An 18,620-nucleotide genomic window follows, 5' to 3' on the forward strand; every position below is an offset into this window, starting at 1 on the left:
CAGCGCTCGATATTGAAAGCCCGAACGCTGCGCCGAACATGACGATTCAGGTCGTGCCTATAGCCGCAGCGTCGACATCGTGATCCACGGCAATCCGCGTTCCATCGGGCAGAGTGATTCGTATTTGGCCGGATCAACTCGTGACTGCAGTGTTCTTCTTCACCCGGAATTTGAGTTCGGAACTCTCGGCGCTGTACTTCGGCGTAATCTTGTAGCGCTGCAGGCGGTTCGTTCCATACTTGATGTTGCCCGGGTTATTCGGATCCGGGTCATCTGTCCCGATGTCCCAGTATGACTTTGCTGGATCGGTTGCACCCTCGAGTTGAAGCACAATGCCGGCCATGTCGATGCCGACAAGCCCGTCTGCAGGCACGGCGTACTGAGGGCCGTGCTGGCTGTAGGCCTCGATCACGGCCACAGGATGAGTCAACGGAAGGATGTCGGCCGCCCGAAGCTCAGCAAGATACCGGTCCCTTACTCTGAATCTCGCTACGTACTCCTTTCTGGCCATATCCCAGGTGATAATGCTCTGCAGTTGATCCTTCGGGCTAACCGGGATCGCCTCAGTCCACGCCGGGTTCCCAGGGTCCGTGAATGCGCGATACTCGGCGTTGGCAGGCATCGCCTCAAATGGCGGCCGGTAGTTTGCGGGAACGTACCAGCTTCGAATCGCCCACCCTTCAGATGGTGTCCACTGCAGGACAGGCTGCAGGATGCCCGGTTGAATGCTCCGCTGGCCGGGATCCGGGAGGCTTTCGAGACCATTAAATATGAAGAGGATTTGTCCGTAATTGACGGGGTCATCGGGCACGACGTAGGTGGCCACATAGTGCGTGAACTTCGTCTGGTCGGGGTGGTGCCAGATGGCATTGCCAATCCAGCCGCCATTTGGGCAGGCCATAACGATCTGAAGCCGTTTGTGACTGCGCTCGGCATCGTCGATGGGTTCAGCATAAGGGACCCACTCGGTCATCACCTGGTGGCGGCGATCGGGAGTTTTGTGCGGTATGACGGCGACCTGTATCTCGATACCCGTCCCGGCATCGCCGTTCTTGCCACGCTGGCGTTTGTTGAACAGCGCGATCTCTACCGCTTTGTCGAGGTGCTCGAGCATGTTAGCGGCAAGGATCGCCGGATGATCGGGATCAGGGCCGACTTTGCCGGGGGCTGGCATTTTTGCCAGTCCTTCGCGCGCTTCCGCGACCGCAGCTTCCCAATTCTTGTATCGCTTGGCACCCTTTTTCTCGTCACCGCCTTTGTCCCATTCCTTCGGGTTCGCGGGATCGATCGCTGCATACTTCTGATAGAGGCCCCATTGACGAGGGGCACCTCTTGCTTTGATCCGGTCGACGGAGCCGACCACTTTGTCCGCAGCGAAATAGATGCCTGAAAAATTGTCAGAATAGTCATTGTACAGTGCTGCCGTTGGGCGGAAATCGAACGTGCCTTCTTTCGACATGCTTGCCTCCCCGTTTAGTCAAACTCGTTGCGCTCCCTCGGGCTACGTCTTCAGCAACTGTGCAATGTGCCGACGCGTGTCGCACAATGTTCCCATTGCCCCGAGCCGCAGCCCTATTTCCTCCGCGACTACGTCACCTCGGAGACGGCCGGCCTCGTCGCCCGCTGCACCGAGCAATGCTGCTTCGACCAGCTGCGCCTCCAGTTCGAGCGGGTCGAAGCCCTGTTGTCGTGCGATCCGCGATACGACTTGAACGGCTTCGAGGGCACTTGCCCGTCCGTCGGGCTTGGCCATGTCAATCATGGCGCGATAGATCGTGGCCCGCAGGCCGGCGGATCGATGCTCGTATGTCGCCGCCTCCGTGCAAGCGAGATCGAGTGTCTCTTGTGCCTCCTCCGCCCGTCCCAACAGCAACAGCGCCAATCCTTGATGACTGGCAATGATCGGCACAAAAAGGTTCACCTCATGCCGTCGTGCAAGGACCAGCGCATCCGCGAGCGCCTTCTCCCCGTCCTGTATTTGGCCTTGATGAACCAACAGGGCGCCGCGACTGAAAGCTGCGGCAATGGCCGCCAGAGGGCGGTCTTCCTGCGATGCCATCTCGTCCGCAACGCACTGTTCGGCAGCAGCAGCAGCCTCGTCGCCGAGCGCAATGAAGCATAGGCACGCCATCATGTGACAGAGAAGACCAGCCTGCACCGCACTGCCGCCCATCGGCGGTGTGGCGCCGTCCATCGTAAAGCGACGCTGCGCGCGGCTGAAATTGTCCACCGCCTCCCGGTAACGGCCGGCGATATAGCCGGCCTGACCCAGTCCGTACTCGGCATAGGCGAGCCAACCGGGATTGCCTGTGCGCGCAGCCTCGGCCGCCGCGTGCGCACCGACCTCCAGCGCCTCCATGGGCGCGCCGCAGAAGTTCAAGGCTGCCGCACGTACCGCCAGCGCCGCCACACGGCGCAGGTCATCGCCGATTGCCGCTGCACGCGCCTCGGCCTCACGGGCGAGATCCAGCCAGCGCGTCACCTTGCCGTGATTGGCATGCGCCAGGCGCGCCTCGAGCCGCAGATCGATGGCGCGCGCCTCGCGCACCGGCGAAGGGTCCAGCCGATCCACCGCCTTCATTGCAGACTCGTAATGACGCATCGCATCCGGCAGCGCCGCCTGCCCGAAGCACTGCCGTGCGATCGCCGTGGCGTAGTCGGCGGCGCGCGACCAGTGGCGTGCCATCATGGCGTGATGCGCAAGCGCGCCGAGATGCTCAAGACTGATCTCTGCGTCGGTTGCCGTTTCCAGAGCCGCGAGGATGCGGCCATGCAGTGCATCCCTTTCGCTGCTGACGACGGCGTCGTATGCCACCTGCCGGATGAGTTCGTGCGGGAAGAAGTGAGTTCCCTGCTCGGCCATGGTGGCCGCAGGCGCCGGTACCAGCAGGGCTGCGGCCAGCAGCGCTGCCAATGCCTGTCCGAATATTTTTTCGTGCAACGCTGCAACCGACTGCAGCAGCCGATCGGATACACGCGGGCCAACCGCAGCGGCTGCCTGTAGCAGCCGTTTCTCCGTCCGCGACAAACGATCGATACGGCTCGCAATCACGCCTTGCAGCGTGAGCGGCACGCCGAGAGTGGCCGCGTCGGCTGCAAGATCGAACGCTCCCCATTGGCCACGCAACGTGCCGGTCTCGACAAGATCTCGACAAACCTCCTGAACGAACAGCGGCATGCCGCCGGTGTGATCGAGGATTCGCTGCTTCAGCGTCTCCAGCCGCGATGTCGAACCAAGCATTTGGTCGAGCATCGCCATTCCCGCGTCGCGCTCGAGCGCACGCAAGGGCATGATCCGCGCCGCGCGTCGCTCGAGCCATACAGGCAGGCCGCCGGTGCGGGCCGTTGCCAGCACCACAAGTCGCTGCTGCTGCGTAAGCGCCAGGATGACCTCGGCCGTCGCAGCACTTGCCTCGTCCGCCCACTGCAGATCTTCAAGGAGAATGATGGTGGGGCGATCTCCGACCCAGTGAGAAACGATGGCTCGCGCAGCCGCAACGATCGCCCTGCCACGCAGCCGTGGTGTCAAGCTGGCCCAATCCGGCACATTGGCCCCATCGACACCCCGCACCACCACGTCGATCGCCGCCGACTGAGCCGCAGGAAGGACCTTTTGCACGTCCGCCATCGCCTCCGTACCGAGCGCCGCCGCGATATCCGCGAGCACCGCCTTCGCAAGAGCAAACGGGGTATGCCCCAAGATCGAGCTGCACTCCGCGACGATCACCTGCCAGCCGCGAGCCCGCAGGGTGTCCACGCACTCGTGGGCCAGGCGCGACTTGCCGACGCCGGCCTCGCCCAGAATGGCAGCACAACCACCGGCCCCTTTGATCTCAGCCGCTTCCGCAAGTGCCAGAATCTGGGCGCTTTCGGCGGCCCTGCCGACGAACCGGGTACGCACGCGTGCCGAACTGACTCGCCACTTCGACAGGTCGCCGACACCCTCGACGGCATGCACCGTCACGGGCTGCGGGAACCCCTTCAGCGGCCGCAGCATTGCCGGCCCAAACCGGACGTAACCTTCGGCCACGGCGCGGCACGCCGCAGACGCCAGGGCTTGACCGGGCTCAGCGATCGTCTGCAGGCGCTCGGCCACGATCAGCGGCAGCCCATCGAACTCGTAGCTGCTGCTGAAGTCGACTTGCCGCGGTCCGGCAACCACCTGACCGGCGTGCAGGCCGATCCGAATACCAATGCCGGCGTCATCAAGGGCTTTAATGCGTCGCAGGAGATCAAGCGCTGCGAGGCAGGCCATGACGCCATGCATATCGTCGGCAACCGGCGCACCAAAGACGGCAAAGATGCCATCACCGAGTTCGCGATGAATGATGCCGCGATGCGTGTGAACGGCGACGCGCATGGCTTCCATCGCCGGCGCGACACGCGCGATCGCCTCCTCCAGCTCAAGGCCTATGACGAGATCCGTCGACCGATGCAGGTCTGCGCGCAGAAGGGTGATGTACTTGCGCTCGACAAGCAGACCGCGCGCGCCCTGGCCGGCCGCCTGAAAGCGCTCAGCGTGCGACCTGCCGCGGCCGCCCCGCCGCTCTCGCGCGGGCTCCCCTTTGGGTCCGCTCCGGTTCCCCCACAGCGGCATTCCCCCTCGCTTGGCGTTCTGTACGCCGCCAGCCTGCCCAGCACCTGCTCGCCGACAGCGGGCGTTGAATACCCCTGTCAGCCGGCGCCGGCAGAAACCTCCCTTTCGTGATTCTCATTTTACTTTCAGCAACATTACGCCCTGTGATTGTCTCACATCAAGTGAGATGAACTCGCAACTGGCCGACAGGCCACGCGCGCGCTTACGCGAGGGGCTTTCACCTCGATCGCAGTGGTCGTTCCGTCGACTGCGGCTCGCGTCGCCGTGCTGTGCTAAACTCTTCCCACATCCAGCCACAGGCCCCGGTCGATGCCGGTAGCGGCCGCCAGTTGTGTTCGTCTGACGCAGGAATAGCCGGAGATAAAGCGATGGCAGGCGCGTGCCACGATGGCATCGCGCCCGCCCGGCCCGGCCCTGACATCGAACCGGTGGCGTAGAGCGATTCATCCAAAGCAACACAAGGAGGAAGCGCCCATGGTCTACATCATCACGCGTCGCAACAGTCTTCGATTGGGAGCCGGCGCTGCGGCTCTGGCGGCAACCGGCAGCGCATCGGCGCAGATCCCGACCAGTCCGGCCGCCGAGCCGAAACGGACGCTGGAGAAAGGCGCCAGCCTGCGCATGCTGCGCCCGCAGCGTTTCGTCGAACCCGACGAGACCATCTTTCGCGCCAATTCGGCGAAGTTCACCAAGGAGACCGGTGTCGCCGTGCAGGTCGATCTCGTGGGCTGGGAGGACATCCGTCAGCAGACCGCTGTTTCGGCCAACACCGGCGCCGGCCCGGACCTCGTGGTCGGCTTCGGCGAGGACCCGCATGTCTATGCCGACAAGCTGATCGAGCTTACCGACGTGGCCGAGTATCTCGGCGCCAAGTACGGCGGCTGGAAGTTCCTGGGCGAGAAATACGGCAAGAAGGCCAACAGCAACAACTGGATCGGCCTGCCGATGGGCGGCGGCGTCGGCCCCACGGTCTACCGCCGCTCGGCGCTCAAGGAGGCCGGCTACGACAGTGTCCCCGACGACCATGCCGGCTTCCTGAAGCTGTGCCAGGCGCTCAAGAAGATCAACAGGCCGGCGGGCTTCGCGCTGGGCAACGCGGTCGGCGACGGCAACGGCTTCGCCAACTGGCTGCTGTGGTCGCACGGGGCCACGCTTGTCGACGCGGCGGGCAAGGTCACGATCAACAGCAAGGAGACGATCGCGGCGCTGAAGTACCTGGCCGAACTCTTTCCCACGTTCGTCGCCGGCACGATGAGCTGGGGCGATCCCAGCAACAACCGCGCCTATGCCGCCAACGAAGTGTGGCTGACGTTCAACGGCGTGTCGCTCTACTTCGCGCTGAAGAACGATCCCGCCACCCGGCCGATCGCCGACGATACCGTACACGCGCCGGTCATGCGCGGCGTCGCCCAATCGCCGCCGTGGTCGCCCCTGGTGCTGAACGCCATGGTGTTCAAGCACTCGAAATTCCCCAACGCGGCCAAGGCCTATCTTCAGTTCATGATGGAGGCCGAGCAGTACGATCCCTGGCTGTCGGGTTGCCTCGGCTACTGGTCGCATCCGCTGAAGGCCTACGACAGCAGCAAGGTGTGGGACAGCGACCCGCAGCTCACCCTGTTCCGCCAGTCCATGGATGCGCGCTACTGGAGCGGCTTCCAGGGCCCGATCACCCAGGCCGCCGGCGCGGTGGCCGCCGAGTACGTACTGGTGCAGATGTGCGCCTCGGTCGCCTCGGGCAAGGCAACGCCGGAGGAAGCGGCCAAGGAAGCCGAACGCCGCACGCGGCGGTACTATCGGGGATAGAGGCGCACCAGGCCCATCGCCGCAGCTGGCCCTTCCACCGCTGTTGGAAGGACCAGCTGCGGCGGCTTCCTAACGCAATAACCCAGCCACAGTCGAAGCCGCACGTTCGACGATGTCGCGCATGCCCTGCGTCACCGCCGCAGGATCTGCCGCTTCGAAATCACTGAACTGGTAGGCCGGATTCGGCTCGAGCCTGATTCCATCGGGAAGGCGATCGACCGCGATCGCCCGCTGCATCAAAACAGCGTTGTCACGTGTCCGGACGAGTCGCACCCTGAGGAAAATATTCGGACGCCACAATCCATCGCCTCCTATCCCTCCGGTCGCATAGCCGTGAACCGGCAGAATGGTATCGAGATATGCATCGGCGTCTGAAACGTTGATGGGCGGACTATCCAGGAAGCCCATCCGGGTGCTCGGCTGATTGACCAGGCTGACCGAATATCCATTGCGTTCGATTGCCTTGGCGAGGTTGTCTTGCATGCCGGCGAGGGTGGCGAAACCCTGGCTGGCAAAGATCGCGTCCAGCTTTGCGCCGCGGCTATTGGATACACTGACATCGATCAAGGCGCCCACGAGCCCGAAAAATGCTCCGGGACTTCTTGCGACGACGGCACGTGTGGAATCGGGCGACGCAGGCGTGAGAATCGCGATCGAATTGATCCCGGCGTTCGGGCGACTGTAGTCGATCGACGGCGTTCCACACGCACCCACCAGGAGCGCCAGCGCCCCTACCAGCAGCCCGCACACAAGTCTGTTCATCAAGCCACTCCCTTTCGAAAAATTTGCCTGTCTTCAATGTGCGAAAGATTCCTTGCCTGGACGCGCGGCTCCGGATTGTTGCCACGGTCCCAGCCTCAGAGCGTTTTGAAGGGAACGATCGAAGCCCCAGGCAGCACCGTTTGAAGCAGGTTTGTCGGATCGAAGATGTTTCCGGAGCATCAGATTCCCCGGTCGGAACCCGCCCGTCGCAACTCCGAACCGTTGAGCGGACGGTCAGGCCGGCCGAGCTGGTGTCCCAGCTGACCGATGTCGACGGCACGCCCCATGCCGCGCACGGCAAGAGCCAACGCTGGCGAGCCGGTATCGACTGGAAGACTGGATAAGGAATCCCCAACTGACGATGCCAATGTCATTTACTTGATTATATCTCCCCACGACACAAGCGATACGCAAGCACTACCGAGAATCGATTGCGCGTGAAAAGTGAGTCAAAATGGAAACCACAACTAAATACTTCGCCTTGTAATAAATCACGGTGCTGTTCCCACCAGCCTGCGTGAACATCGGGACAGTATGACATTGCAGGCGGCCTTCTTCTGGGGCGCTCTCGCTACGATAGCGACATGATGTCTTCTGACCTATGGTGTCACCTCACGTTGATGAAGGTGGCGTCGCCATGGATAACCGCCCGTCGTGGAAGTTGGCGTTGGGTCGGCGGGTTGCCGACATCCTGCGGTCACCGGCATGTCAGCGGATGGACTACTGGTATGGCGGGTTGCACATCGATGGTGCCGGCTTCCGACGTGTGGCGACGCTGGTCGAAAATGGACGCATCGACGTCATCGTCGAAGCACAGCCGGACAAGGCGGCAGCCAGCTACTCCGCGGAGGATGCGTTCTCATTCTCGCGAGCCGATTGGGGTGCGGGGCCCGATCTCTTCGAACGGGTTGCCATCGTGCACGAGGCGGTCCATGCCTTGCGCGACACCCATGGCCGAACGTTGATGTATGCTGGGCGCAAACACCGGCCGCTGGCCGTCACTGACGAGGCCATGGCCTATGTCGCCGGCTGCCTCTACAGCATCTATCTCGATCGCCTTGCCGGACGGCCACCCGACCCGGAACCTTTGTGGCTGACGCAGCGCAAGGCCACGATGCATCGCGAAGCCTATGCCGTGGCATTGCGCATGTGGGACCTGCCGCCGGGCACGCCGGTCAGCGTCGCGGACGCTAAAACGTTGCGCGTGGCCTATCGCACCTCGACCCGTAAGCTGAGAGGTACGGCACCACCCCGCTATTACAGCTATGACGGGGTAAAATCCCTGCCGCGTCAGTGACGGCCTGGGCAGGTTGGCGAACGCCATCCCGTGCGCCATGGTGACGCCTGGTCGTTGGATGTGCCGTACCGGATCATGAAGGCTCCCCTGCTGGAAAAAGTGCAGCACGCGCTGCGTCAGATCGAGCCCATGGCCGCCCACGACTGGCCGCCGGCGCGCAGCATCGCGCGGCAACTGCGGTGGTGCGTTGCTTATCTGACGGACCAGCCGCGCGAAGAGCGACCCGGCCCCTTCTCGATGGGTCTCATCGCGACCCGCGAGTTCGACATGTATGGCGACCAACCCGAACTGGCGGCGTTGATTTCCGAGATCCAGAGCGACATGGAACGTCTGCTGGCGGCAGCGCCTTCACCGTGAGCGCACCACGATCATCCTCGCTGTTCCCCCACCGCAGCGAGCCGGCAGCTCGCCGACAGGCCGAAGCTTTTTCACGCCGCCACGATATCGGTCTGCGCGAAGTCGCTGCCTTTGAAGAGCAAGGGCTCGCCCGTCAGCGCCGCAAGGGCATAGGAAAAACAATCACCGTGGTTCAGCCCTGCCGGGTGACGCCCCTTGCCGAAGCGGCGCCAGGCACGACGCGCATGATCCGCGTGCTCGGCGCCGACCGGCACAATCTCGACGCCCACTTTATAGAGCCAGAGGTCCAGTTCGCTGCCGCCGGCCTCGCCCAGGCGGGTCTCGATCACCATGGCAGCCTCCAGCACCGTCGCAGCCGACATCAGGCGGATCGGATCGTCGGCGATACGCTGCTCAAAGGACGGCGCTTCCGGCTCGTCCAGAGCGATGGCCACGATGGCCGAGGTGTCGATGACCATCAGCCCGGCAACCCACGATCGTCGTAGCCGATAATGTCGTCGGCGCTGCGGCCATCGAGGACGGAAAGACGGCTCCAGCGTCGCCGACTGGCGGCCAGATCTTCCAGCAGCGCGGCCCTGTGAGCAGCGGTACCCAACCGACGCAGTTTCTCCTCCAGCGCACGCCGCGTTGCGACGGTGATCGTCTCGCCGGTTCGTTCGGCCAGCGTCCGGGCCAATCGCTCGGTCTCGGGGTCTTTAATGCTGAGTGCCACGATAGGCTCCAGGTACCAAATTATCAGTATTCTACCTGTAAAAACAGCAAACTCTAGTCTTCAGTGAAAACTGGACAAGGCTGTACTCGAAGGAAAGTCTTGTTCTCTTAACGAGAATGACATAGAGTCATCGCGTGCTGGTGCGCATGCGCCAGCGTCTTCCAAAACAACAGGGTAAGCTTCATCCGTTGGCGTCATGCCAGCGCGATTCCGGGAGGCCAGCTATGACGGTCACCACGCCCCATCACGCACATTGCGCAATTTCCGCAACCGCATTTCGCAGCAGCCGATCACATCGATAACGCTGCAAATAGAGGTTCGCGCACTTTGCGCAATTTCCGCAAGCGAATCGCGACACGTCGGCGGTCCCGTCCCGACGGGCAGCCCATCGTGCCGGCATGACGCGCTATCTCGTTGGCCGGCTTGCCGAAATGCTGGCTGTGCTGCTGCTGATGAGCGCCGTGGTGTTCGTCCTCATCGGCCTGATGCCGGGCGACCCCGTCGATCTGATGATCGCCGGCGACCCCAAGATGACCACCGAGGACGCGGCGCGGCTGCGGGCGCTGTACGGCCTCGATCGGCCCATCGCGGCACGCTACCTGAGCTGGCTCGGGTCGGCGCTGGGTGGCGATCTCGGCTACTCGCGCTCCTTTTCGCGCCCGGTGCTCGACGTGCTGCTGCCGCGACTGGCTGACACCCTGCTGCTGATGGGACTGGCGCTGCTGATCTCCGCCGCGATCGCCCTGCCGGTCGGCATGCTGGCCGCGCGCCGGCCGCGCTCGACGATCGACTACGGTGTGAATCTGCTGTGCTTCGCCGGCATTTCGGTGCCGCCGTTCTGGCTGGCGTTGTTGCTGATCATGGCCTTCTCGGTTTTGCTGGGCTGGCTGCCGGCCAGTGGCGTCGGCGAGGGGCTGGTCGATCGCGTGCGCCATCTGGCGATGCCGCTGGCCGTGCTCGTGCTCACCAATGTCGGCCACTACACCCGCTTCGTGCGCGCCGCCACGATCGAGGTGCTGCGCCAGGACCATATCCGCACGGCCCGGGCCAAGGGCCTGTCCGAACGCGACGTGGTGCGCCGGCACGCCTTGCGCGGCGCACTGGCGCCGACATTCACCGTGCTCGCCCTGTCGTTCGGCGGCCTGTTCTCCGGCGCCCTGATCACCGAAACCATGTTCGGGCGGCCGGGCATGGGCAAGGCGATCTACGATGCCATCATGGGCAACGACTACAATCTCGCCCTGGTCGGCCTGCTGATCGCCACCGCCGCGACCCTGGCCGGCAGCCTGCTGGCCGATCTCGGCTACGCCTGGCTCGACCCGCGCGTGCGGTTGCAGGGTGACAGATGACCGCCGACGCACGCGACACCGGTCATCCGCTCGGCGTCCGCACGCCCGCCGGTCGGGCATGGCACCGCTTCCGCAGCCACCGCCTGGCACTGGTGTCGCTGTTCCTGCTGGTGGCGCTGGCCGCGCTGGCGCTGGCGGGGCCCTGGATCGCGCGCTGGCGCGACATCGACCCCAATGCGACCGATCTGCTCGCCCGCCTCGAGCCGCCATCGGCGCGTTATTGGCTCGGCACTGACGATATCGGCCGCGATGTCTTCCAACGCCTGCTCGACGGTGGACGCGTCTCCTTGCTGGTGGCGCTGGTTGCCGCCCTGCTGTCCGCTGTCATCGGTGCCGTCGTCGGCGTGCTGGCGGGCTTCGTCGGCGGCCGCCTCGATTCCCTTCTGATGCGGCTGACCGACAGTTTCATCGCCCTGCCGCTGCTGCCGCTGCTGATCGTGCTGGCAGCCATCGATGTGCGCAAGCTGGGGGCGTCCGAGTCGTTTGCGCAATCCGACCAGCTGTCGCTGTACCGCATCATCATCATCGTGGCGCTGACCGGCTGGACGACGGTGGCACGGCTGGTACGGGCGGAGACGCTGTCGCTGAAAGCGCGCGATTTCGTGCGCGCCGCCACGGCGCTGGGTGCATCGCCTCTGCGCGTGATGCTGCGGCATATTCTGCCCAACGCCGCCTCGCCGATCGTGGTGGCAACGACGCTGTCGGTCGGCAACATCGTGCTGTTCGAATCGGTTCTCAGTTTCCTCGGACTGGGCATCCAGCCGCCGCACGCGAGCTGGGGCAACATGCTGACCGGCGCCCAGGATTTCATCTGGAATGTGCCCTTGCTGGCGCTATGGCCCGGCCTGCTGATCTTCCTTGCCGTGATCGCCTTCAATTTCCTCGGGGACGGGCTGCAGGACGCGCTCGATCCACGCGCCGAGCGGCGCTAGGGGTATGTCAGCAACGATCGGTACTGGAACACGTTTCCCGTGAGCGCGGGCGGGACGCCCGCGCTCACGGGCAGAGTAAGGAGATAGCGTATGCGGCGAATCGTGGTTGGACTGCTGGCCGTGATCGGCTTTTTCACGCTCCTGGGCGTCGGCGGCGCTGTGCTGGTGTTTTCCATGGCCGGCCAGGGACGACCGACGCCGCCGGAGCGCATCGTGCTGGAGGTCGACTGGCGTCAGCTGCCCCAGGAGATTGCGACCGGCGGCGGCCTTGACCTCACGCTGCTGGCGCCGCAAAAGCCAACCTTGTCGCAAACCGTCGCGCTGTTGCAGCGCGCCGCCAAGGATCCCCGTGTTGTCGGCCTGATCGCGACCCTGGGCGATGACTCGCCGGGGTTCGCCTCGGTACAGGAACTGCGCGATGCCATCGCCGCGTTCCGTGCCGCGGGCAAGTTCGCCATCGCCCACACCGAGAGCTTCGACGAAGGCCGCGGTGGCTTGCAGAATTACTATCTCGCCACCGCGTTCGAAAAGGTCTGGCTGCAGCCCAGCGGTGATTTCGGTGTCGTCGGCCTGGCCGCGCAGGTGCCGTTCCTGAAAGGCGCGCTGGACAAACTCGGGGTACGGACGGAAGGCGGCCGCCGCATGGAATACAAGACGGCCCCCGACAGCTTCACGCAGGCCGGCATGTCGGCGCCGTTCCGTGAAAACATGCAGCAGCTGCTTGACGGGCTGCACGAACTGGTGAGCGCCGATATCGCCAAGGCGCGGAATATCTCGGCCGCCGACGTTCGCAGCCTGATCGACCGCGCGCCGCTCTCGGCCCAGGAGGCGCTGCAGGCCAAGCTGGTGGACAAGATCCTGTACCGCGACGAGGCGCGGGTGGAAGTGCTGCTGCAGGCAGGTGAACGCGCCGACGTCTTCCCGATCGAGGACTATGCCGCGCTCGACAAGAGCGAACCGCCGGCCGGCGACACGATCGCCCTGATCGTCGCCACCGGCACCATCGTTTCGGGCGATCCCGACGATAGCCCGTTGCAGGGCGACTCCGTCCTCGCCGTCGACCGGACGGTGCAGCTGATCGAGGCTGCCGCGCGCGATGGCGATGTGAAGGCCCTGGTCGTGCGTATCGATTCGCCGGGCGGCTCGTATGTCGCGTCCGATACGCTGCGCCGCGCCCTGGAGCGCGCCAAGGCCAGCGGCCGGCCGTTGATCGTCTCGGTGGGAGACGTCGCCGCATCCGGCGGCTATTTCGCGGCCCTGCCTGCCGACGTCATCGTCGCCCAGCCCGGCAGCATCACCGGATCAATCGGCGTCTTCTCGATCAAGCCTGTCGTGACCGACCTGCTCGACACGCTGGGGATCAAGGTCGAGACGCTGACCACGGGGCCGAACGCGACCATGAGTTCGCCGCTGCATACCTTCACGCCGCAGCAGCAGGCACTGCTGGACCGCCAGCTCGACCGCATCTACAGCGACTTCACGGCCAAGGTCAGCGCCGCACGCAAGCTCGACCCCACCCGGCTCGACGGCGCCGCGCGCGGCCGGGTCTTCACCGGTGCACAAGCCAAGGCCGCCGGCTTGATCGACGAAATCGGTGGCCTGAGCCGGGCCATTGCGCTGGCCAAAACCAAGGCCGGCATCGACGCCGACCGCGACGTACGCATCCGGCGCTACCCGGTCGAAAAGGAACCGCTCGAACGCCTGCTCGACCTGGTGTTCAGCGGCGGCAAGCCGCCGCGCGTGACGACCAGTGCCAACGCGACCGCGCGGGCATTGACGCAGCAGCTGGGCGCGCTCGGTCTTTATTGGCGGGCCGACGCCATGCGCCTGCCACCCCTGCCGCCGCTGTGGCGCTGAGGGCCGCGGGGTGACATCATCCCTCGAAGAGGCCCGCGATCAGGAACTCGCGGTTGCCATCAGCGCCCTCGATGGGGCTGTCGGTGATGCCCAGCACGCGCCAGCCGGGCTGGACCGCCAACCAGTCGCCGATGGTGGCACAGACCTCGACGTGCAGATCAGGGTCACGCACGATGCCGCCCTTGCCGACGCGGCCCTTGCCGACCTCGAACTGCGGCTTGATCAGGGCCACGAGATGCGCGCTGGGTGCGGCCCGCGCCATGGCCGCCGGCAAGGCCGTGCGCAATCCGATGAAGCTCACGTCACTCACGATCAGGTCCACCCTGTCGGGGATCTCGGCTTCGGTTACGTCGCGGATGTTGGTGCGCTCCAGGACGACCACGCGCGGATCCTGGCGCAGTTTCCAGGCGAGCTGCCCGTGCCCGACATCGACCGCGTAGACCTTGGTCGCACCGCCCTGCAGCAGCACGTCGGTGAAGCCACCGGTCGAGGCACCGACATCGAGCCCGACGCGACCGGCAACCGGGATGGTGAACGCCGCCAGCCCGCGCGCCAGCTTCAGTCCGCCACGCGATACGTAGGGATGCGGCTGGCCGCGGACCTCAAGGGACACATCGGCCGAGACCGGCGTGCCCGGCTTGTCGATTCGCCGCTCGCCGGCGAAGACCAGCCCGGCCATCACCAGTCGCTGCGCGGCGGCGCGTGTCTCGGCCAGGCCGCGCTCGACCAGGGCCACATCGGCGCGAACCTTGGCCGCGGCCTTGCCTCGGGGGTTACGGTCGTTTGTCATTCACAGGTCGTATAGCCGGTGAACATTGATGTCGCACCCGTCTCGACGACAGGGGCCGCCGTCGATAGGGTCCCCTTGGCACCGGATCTGCACCGTACCGCGTCGGAAACTGCAAGAACAATACGAACATTGGAAAGAAACAGCCCGTGTTTTTACTTGAGAGCGCAGGAAAATGAAGTACTCTTTCACACATGTCATGTAGCGTGACGTCGTCCTGCAACCAATTCCAATGAAGATCCGCATCCCCCTTCTGCTGGCTGTCTTGTATCTGTGGTCGAGTATGGCAGCGTGGGCGCAGCAGGCGATCCCGGCTGGCGATATCCTGCAGGCGCGCGCCGCCGTTCCCCTGTTCCCGTCGACCTTGCTGCCGCGCGTCAAGCCGCCGGCGCCGGAGCCGCCACCGGTGCCGGACAAGGTGGCGGTGGCGGTCACCGGCGATTCGCTGGCCGACGGCATCTGGGGCGCGATCTACCGCAAGCTGGTACGGGACAAACGCTACGTCATCCGGCGCAACGCCAAAAACTCGACCGGTTTCACCACCGAGGGCCTGCTGGGCCAGATCGATGAAGGGTTCACGCCGACGCCGGCCGATGCCGTGATCATGATGATTGGCGCCAACGACCGCCGCAGCTTCTTCGTCGACGGCAAGTCCAAGGCGCTGTTCGGCACGCCGCCGTGGCGCACGTTTTACGGCGATCGCACGGCCGCCTTCATGGACTACCTCAAGACCCGCGACGTGCCGGTGGTCTGGATCCTGTTGCCGATCATGCGCGACGAGGCCGCGGCGCGCGACGCACGGCTGATCAACGAACTGGTGACGAAAGCGGCGGCCGATCGGCCCTGGGTGCGCACGGTGGATACCTGGTCACTGACAGCCGATGCCGAAGGTGCATATGCCGCCCATTTCAAGGACCTCAACGGCAAGGTTCGGCTGATGCGCGACAACGATGGCGTGCATTTCACACCGCCGGGTTACGAACTGATCGCCGAATCCGTCCTCAACCTCCTACGCGAAGCCTCTCCCAAATTCCGTCTTCTGCCGCGATAATGGGGCTGCCGGGGGTCCCCCCTCCCGGCCTACGAAACGAGTCACAAGAGTTGCCATGCCCCCTCTCCGCTCCGCCGCCGCCCTCGTGGTCGCCGGCATCCTCGGCCTTGTGACGGCTGCGTGCATCGGCCAGACCGCCGCCGAAGACGGTGCCTCGAACGACCCGCAAGTCGCCGCCAACCCGCCCAATCCCGGCCAATTGGCCAATTTCCACAAGGCGCTAGCCGACCTGCAGGGTCGTCGCACAGGCCGTGTGACAATCGTGCAGATCGGCGATTCTCACACTGCCAGTGATCATTTCAGCGGCCGCCTGCGCGAGCTGTTCCAGCAGCGCTTCGGCGACGGCGGTCGTGGCATGCTGCCGCCCGGCTCGCCCTTTCCCTACTACCGCCCGTATCAGGTGGAGGTCAGCCAGTCCGGCCGATGGGAGGTGCTGAGCAGCAACAGCAGCGCCAACGGCGATGCCGGCATCTATGGCCTGTCAGGTTTCGTCGTGCGCGGCCGCACGCCGACCGACACTATGACCCTCAACGCCAGCGAAGGCCGCGTCTTCGACCGGATCGAGGTCGAGGTCATGCGCCAGCCCGGCGGTGGCGCGCTCGATGTGTTCATCGACGGCCGCAGCGCCGGCGTGATCGACACCAAGGGCAGCATCTACGATCTGCATCGCCGCAGCTTCGATGCACCCGGTTCCGCCTACGTCGAACTGCGGCCGCGCGGCAACGGCACCGTGGACATCGCCGACTGGGCCGTCTACCGCCGCGGTCCCGGCGTCGTGCTGACCAGCCACGGCTTCAGCGGCGCCCAGGTCAAGCTGCTCGACCGCTGGAACTTCCACTTCGTGGCCGAGCAGATGCGCAATCTGCGCCCAGCCCTGATCATTCTCGCGTTCGGCACCAACGAAGGCTTCGCCCCGCAGGAACGGCTGGGGGACTACGCTGCCGAGTTCCGCAGCCGTGTGCAGGCGCTGCGCCAGGCGGCACCGGGGGCGTCAATCGTGATCGTCGGCCCACCCGATGCCAATCGCCTGCCGTCCTATTGCGGTCGCATCAAGGGCGAACGTCCGTGCGCACCGCTCAGTCGCTCCGAAGCCGCCGACTATTCCCATCGCCTGGCCGGTGGCGATCGCGCGCTCTGCCGCTGGCATACGCCGGCCGCCGTCGACTACGTGCGGCGCGCACAGCAGCAGGTGGCACGTCAGATGAACGTCTACTTCTGGGACTGGTCGTCGGTCCAGGGCGGCACCTGCGGCGCCGATCGATGGACGCGCCAGGAGCTGGCCCATCGCGACCGCGTGCACATGCGGCAGGACGGCTATTGGCAGTCGGCCGACTCGCTGTTCGAAACCCTGATGCGCGGCTATCGCAATCGCTAGCCCTTGCAATGAAGGCCAGAGCGCTTCGGCATGATCTTCCCGACGCTGAACTTCCTGCTGTTCTATCTGGTGGTCTGGCCCATGGCCTGGGGGCTGGCGCTGCTGCGCCAGCACCTGCTGCACAAGCTCGCGATCATCGCCGCCAGCTATTTCTTCTACGCCTTCTGGAACTGGAAGCTGGCCTTCCTGCTGTTCGGCAGCGTGCTGCTGAATTACGGCGCCGGCCGGCTGATCGACCGCTGGCGCGGCACCTCCGCCGGCTTGTGGACCGTCCGCCTGGCGGTGACGGCCAACCTGCTGCTGCTGGGCTTCTTCAAGTACTACGGCTGGTTCATCGAGTCGCTCGATGACCTGCTGCGCTCGCTCTCGATGGAACGCGAGCTGCCCTATCTCGAGATCGTGCTGCCGATCGGCATCTCGTTCTTCACCTTCCAGGGCATCTCCTATATCGTCGACCTGCATCGCCGCCATCTCGACCGCAGCCGTCCGCTGGTCGACGTGATGTTCTTCATCTCCTTCTTCCCGCATCTGGTGGCCGGCCCGATCGTGCGCGCCGCCAGCTTCCTGCCGCAGCTTGAAACGCCACCCAATCCCAACCGGGTCTTTGTCGGCCTGGGTGTGATGCTGATCGTCTGGGGCGTGCTGAAGAAGGCGATCGTCGCCAACTATCTGGCGGTACAGCTGGTCGATCCGGTTTTCCTGGCGCCCTCCAATTACGGCGCCGTCGATCTGCTGTTCGCCGTCTACGGCTACGCGATCCAGATCTACTGCGACTTCAGTGCCTACAGCGACATTGCCATCGGCGTCGCCGCCCTGCTGGGCTACCGCTTCCAGCGCAACTTCAACCAGCCCTACCGTGCCGAATCGCTGCAGGATTTCTGGCGCCGCTGGCACATGTCGCTGTCGAGCTGGCTGCGCGACTACCTCTACATCCCGCTGGGCGGCAACCGGCACGGCGAATTCAAGACCTACCGCAACCTGATCCTCACCATGGTGCTGGGCGGCATCTGGCACGGTGCGGCCTGGAAGTTCGTGCTGTGGGGCGCCCTGCACGGCGGCGTGCTGGCGCTGGAACGCTTCGTCTACAAGGGCCACGATCCCGCCGCCCGCGTCGGCCGGCCGGTCTGGATCCGCACGATATCGATCGTGGTGATCTTCCACTTCGTCTGCCTGTGCTGGATCTTCTTCCGGGCCGAGGACCTGTCGCGCGCGTTCGAGTTGCTGACGGGCCTCGCGAACTGGTCACAGCCGGTGGAGCTGCTGAGCGTGTTCCTGCTGGCGCTGATCGCCTTCGGCATGGCGATCCAGTTCACGCCGCAGGACACGCCGCAGCGGCTGGACCGCCTCTACCACCGCCTGCCCGTCTGGGGCGTCGGCGTTCTGTGCGGCGTGGTGCTGCTGGTGATCGAAGCGATCAGCGGCGACGGCGCCGCACCCTTCATCTACTTCCAGTTCTGACGGAGGCCGCGATGGACACGTCGCTGGGAACACATGATCTGGAAGCGGGCATGCGCCCCTCGCGCATGACGGCGGTCATCCCGATCATGGCGATCACCGTCGGCCTGCTGTTCGTGTTCAATTCCGCCGGCCTCGTGCGATGGACGCAGAACCTGCCGCCCAGCACGTTCAACACCGCCCTGTCCGACGCCGCCAACGTCTGGCACGACGCCATGACCGCGGCCGGGCCGGCGCGCCTGTTCGAGGCCGTGAAGCAGGCGATCGAAATCGACCTGCGCTAGGC

General features: G+C 64.9%; 16 protein-coding genes and 1 pseudogene. 10 read left to right on the forward strand and 7 right to left on the reverse strand.

What is annotated here, in order from left to right:
- Positions 1–133 precede the first annotated feature (133 nt).
- The 3 genes and pseudogenes from FQU96_RS24345 to FQU96_RS43175 form a co-directional block, all read right to left on the reverse strand.
- Positions 134–1,459 carry a hypothetical protein gene (locus FQU96_RS24345; RefSeq protein WP_146543958.1) on the reverse strand — a complete coding sequence of 442 codons (1,326 nt, stop codon included), beginning with the start codon at positions 1,457–1,459 and terminating at the stop codon, positions 134–136.
- 42 nt (positions 1,460–1,501) lie between these two features.
- Entirely contained in the window at positions 1,502–4,030 is a 2,529-nt protein-coding gene (locus FQU96_RS24350; protein ID WP_255468491.1) for an AAA family ATPase, read from the reverse strand.
- Between the two features lie 51 nt (positions 4,031–4,081).
- A pseudogene (locus tag FQU96_RS43175) lies at positions 4,082–4,597 on the reverse strand (adenylate/guanylate cyclase domain-containing protein); the annotation flags it as partial.
- Positions 4,598–5,071: 474 nt separating this feature from the next.
- On the opposite strand from FQU96_RS43175, the gene FQU96_RS24355 reads away from it, so the two are divergent.
- The gene (locus FQU96_RS24355; protein ID WP_146543960.1) at positions 5,072–6,400 is read left to right on the forward strand and encodes an ABC transporter substrate-binding protein; all 1,329 of its coding nucleotides are present in this window, start codon (positions 5,072–5,074) and stop codon (positions 6,398–6,400) included.
- A 69-nt stretch (positions 6,401–6,469) separates the two neighbouring features.
- Here the strand turns inward: FQU96_RS24355 and FQU96_RS24360 are convergent, their stop codons facing one another.
- Positions 6,470–7,162: a hypothetical protein gene (locus FQU96_RS24360; protein ID WP_146543961.1), complete on the reverse strand. Its 693-nt coding sequence runs from the start codon at positions 7,160–7,162 to the stop codon at positions 6,470–6,472.
- 637 nt (positions 7,163–7,799) lie between these two features.
- Between FQU96_RS24360 and FQU96_RS24365 the strand changes: the two genes are divergently transcribed.
- Positions 7,800–8,459, forward strand: coding sequence for a hypothetical protein (locus FQU96_RS24365; RefSeq protein ID WP_146543962.1), 660 nt, complete (start codon positions 7,800–7,802; stop codon positions 8,457–8,459).
- A gap of 75 nt (positions 8,460–8,534) precedes the next feature.
- Entirely contained in the window at positions 8,535–8,816 is a 282-nt protein-coding gene (locus FQU96_RS24370; RefSeq protein ID WP_146543963.1) for a hypothetical protein, read from the forward strand.
- A 71-nt stretch (positions 8,817–8,887) separates the two neighbouring features.
- On the opposite strand, the gene FQU96_RS24375 is transcribed toward FQU96_RS24370, so the two are convergent.
- The gene (locus tag FQU96_RS24375) at positions 8,888–9,274 is read right to left on the reverse strand and encodes a type II toxin-antitoxin system VapC family toxin (protein ID WP_146543964.1); all 387 of its coding nucleotides are present in this window, start codon (positions 9,272–9,274) and stop codon (positions 8,888–8,890) included.
- Positions 9,274–9,528 (reverse strand): type II toxin-antitoxin system VapB family antitoxin, encoded by a 255-nt coding sequence (locus FQU96_RS24380; RefSeq protein WP_146543965.1) that lies wholly within the window; start codon positions 9,526–9,528, stop codon positions 9,274–9,276. Before FQU96_RS24380 ends, FQU96_RS24375 begins: the two co-directional genes overlap by 1 nt.
- A gap of 398 nt (positions 9,529–9,926) precedes the next feature.
- Here FQU96_RS24380 and FQU96_RS24385 point away from each other — a divergent pair, with 398 nt between their 5' ends.
- From FQU96_RS24385 to sppA, 3 genes are all read left to right on the forward strand, one after another.
- Positions 9,927–10,877 (forward strand): ABC transporter permease, encoded by a 951-nt coding sequence (locus FQU96_RS24385; protein WP_146543966.1) that lies wholly within the window; start codon positions 9,927–9,929, stop codon positions 10,875–10,877.
- A complete protein-coding gene (locus FQU96_RS24390) occupies positions 10,874–11,809 on the forward strand; it encodes an ABC transporter permease (RefSeq protein ID WP_146543967.1) in 936 nt (311 codons plus the stop codon). The genes FQU96_RS24385 and FQU96_RS24390 overlap by 4 nt, the downstream gene beginning before the upstream one ends.
- 90 nt (positions 11,810–11,899) lie before the next feature.
- Positions 11,900–13,666 carry a signal peptide peptidase SppA gene (gene sppA / locus FQU96_RS24395; RefSeq protein WP_146543968.1) on the forward strand — a complete coding sequence of 589 codons (1,767 nt, stop codon included), beginning with the start codon at positions 11,900–11,902 and terminating at the stop codon, positions 13,664–13,666.
- Positions 13,667–13,682: 16 nt separating this feature from the next.
- Here sppA and FQU96_RS24400 read toward each other — a convergent pair whose 3' ends face one another.
- On the reverse strand, positions 13,683–14,456 hold the full coding sequence (locus FQU96_RS24400; RefSeq protein ID WP_146543969.1) for a TlyA family RNA methyltransferase: 774 nt from the start codon (positions 14,454–14,456) through the stop codon (positions 13,683–13,685).
- A 280-nt stretch (positions 14,457–14,736) separates the two neighbouring features.
- Between FQU96_RS24400 and FQU96_RS24405 the strand changes: the two genes are divergently transcribed.
- From FQU96_RS24405 to FQU96_RS24420, 4 genes are read left to right on the forward strand one after another with little or no spacing between them, the layout of a single operon-like run.
- Positions 14,737–15,504: a DUF459 domain-containing protein gene (locus tag FQU96_RS24405; RefSeq protein ID WP_178130684.1), complete on the forward strand. Its 768-nt coding sequence runs from the start codon at positions 14,737–14,739 to the stop codon at positions 15,502–15,504.
- A gap of 55 nt (positions 15,505–15,559) precedes the next feature.
- Complete coding sequence (locus FQU96_RS24410; protein ID WP_146543971.1) at positions 15,560–16,879, forward strand: GDSL-type esterase/lipase family protein; 1,320 nt, start codon at positions 15,560–15,562, stop codon at positions 16,877–16,879.
- Positions 16,880–16,909: 30 nt separating this feature from the next.
- Positions 16,910–18,337: an MBOAT family protein gene (locus FQU96_RS24415; RefSeq protein WP_146543972.1), complete on the forward strand. Its 1,428-nt coding sequence runs from the start codon at positions 16,910–16,912 to the stop codon at positions 18,335–18,337.
- A gap of 11 nt (positions 18,338–18,348) precedes the next feature.
- Entirely contained in the window at positions 18,349–18,618 is a 270-nt protein-coding gene (locus tag FQU96_RS24420) for a hypothetical protein (RefSeq protein ID WP_146543973.1), read from the forward strand.
- The last annotated feature ends 2 nt before the right edge of the window (positions 18,619–18,620 follow it).

The organism is Reyranella sp. CPCC 100927 (assembly GCF_007859315.1).
GTDB lineage: Bacteria > Pseudomonadota > Alphaproteobacteria > Reyranellales > Reyranellaceae > Vineibacter.

Bases quoted from the DNA above. Each gene is read 5' to 3' on its own strand.
- FQU96_RS24345 (WP_146543958.1), bottom strand. From the start codon at position 1,459: ATGTCGAAAGAAGGCACGTTCGATTTCCGCCCAACGGCAGCACTGTAC.
- FQU96_RS24355 (WP_146543960.1), top strand. From the start codon at position 5,072: ATGGTCTACATCATCACGCGTCGCAACAGTCTTCGATTGGGAGCCGGC.
- FQU96_RS24360 (WP_146543961.1), bottom strand. From the start codon at position 7,162: ATGAACAGACTTGTGTGCGGGCTGCTGGTAGGGGCGCTGGCGCTCCTG.
- FQU96_RS24365 (WP_146543962.1), top strand. From the start codon at position 7,800: ATGGATAACCGCCCGTCGTGGAAGTTGGCGTTGGGTCGGCGGGTTGCC.
- FQU96_RS24370 (WP_146543963.1), top strand. From the start codon at position 8,535: ATGAAGGCTCCCCTGCTGGAAAAAGTGCAGCACGCGCTGCGTCAGATC.
- FQU96_RS24375 (WP_146543964.1), bottom strand. From the start codon at position 9,274: ATGGTCATCGACACCTCGGCCATCGTGGCCATCGCTCTGGACGAGCCG.
- FQU96_RS24385 (WP_146543966.1), top strand. From the start codon at position 9,927: ATGACGCGCTATCTCGTTGGCCGGCTTGCCGAAATGCTGGCTGTGCTG.
- FQU96_RS24390 (WP_146543967.1), top strand. From the start codon at position 10,874: ATGACCGCCGACGCACGCGACACCGGTCATCCGCTCGGCGTCCGCACG.
- sppA (WP_146543968.1), top strand. From the start codon at position 11,900: ATGCGGCGAATCGTGGTTGGACTGCTGGCCGTGATCGGCTTTTTCACG.
- FQU96_RS24400 (WP_146543969.1), bottom strand. From the start codon at position 14,456: ATGACAAACGACCGTAACCCCCGAGGCAAGGCCGCGGCCAAGGTTCGC.
- FQU96_RS24405 (WP_178130684.1), top strand. From the start codon at position 14,737: ATGGCAGCGTGGGCGCAGCAGGCGATCCCGGCTGGCGATATCCTGCAG.
- FQU96_RS24410 (WP_146543971.1), top strand. From the start codon at position 15,560: ATGCCCCCTCTCCGCTCCGCCGCCGCCCTCGTGGTCGCCGGCATCCTC.
- FQU96_RS24415 (WP_146543972.1), top strand. From the start codon at position 16,910: ATGATCTTCCCGACGCTGAACTTCCTGCTGTTCTATCTGGTGGTCTGG.
- FQU96_RS24420 (WP_146543973.1), top strand. From the start codon at position 18,349: ATGGACACGTCGCTGGGAACACATGATCTGGAAGCGGGCATGCGCCCC.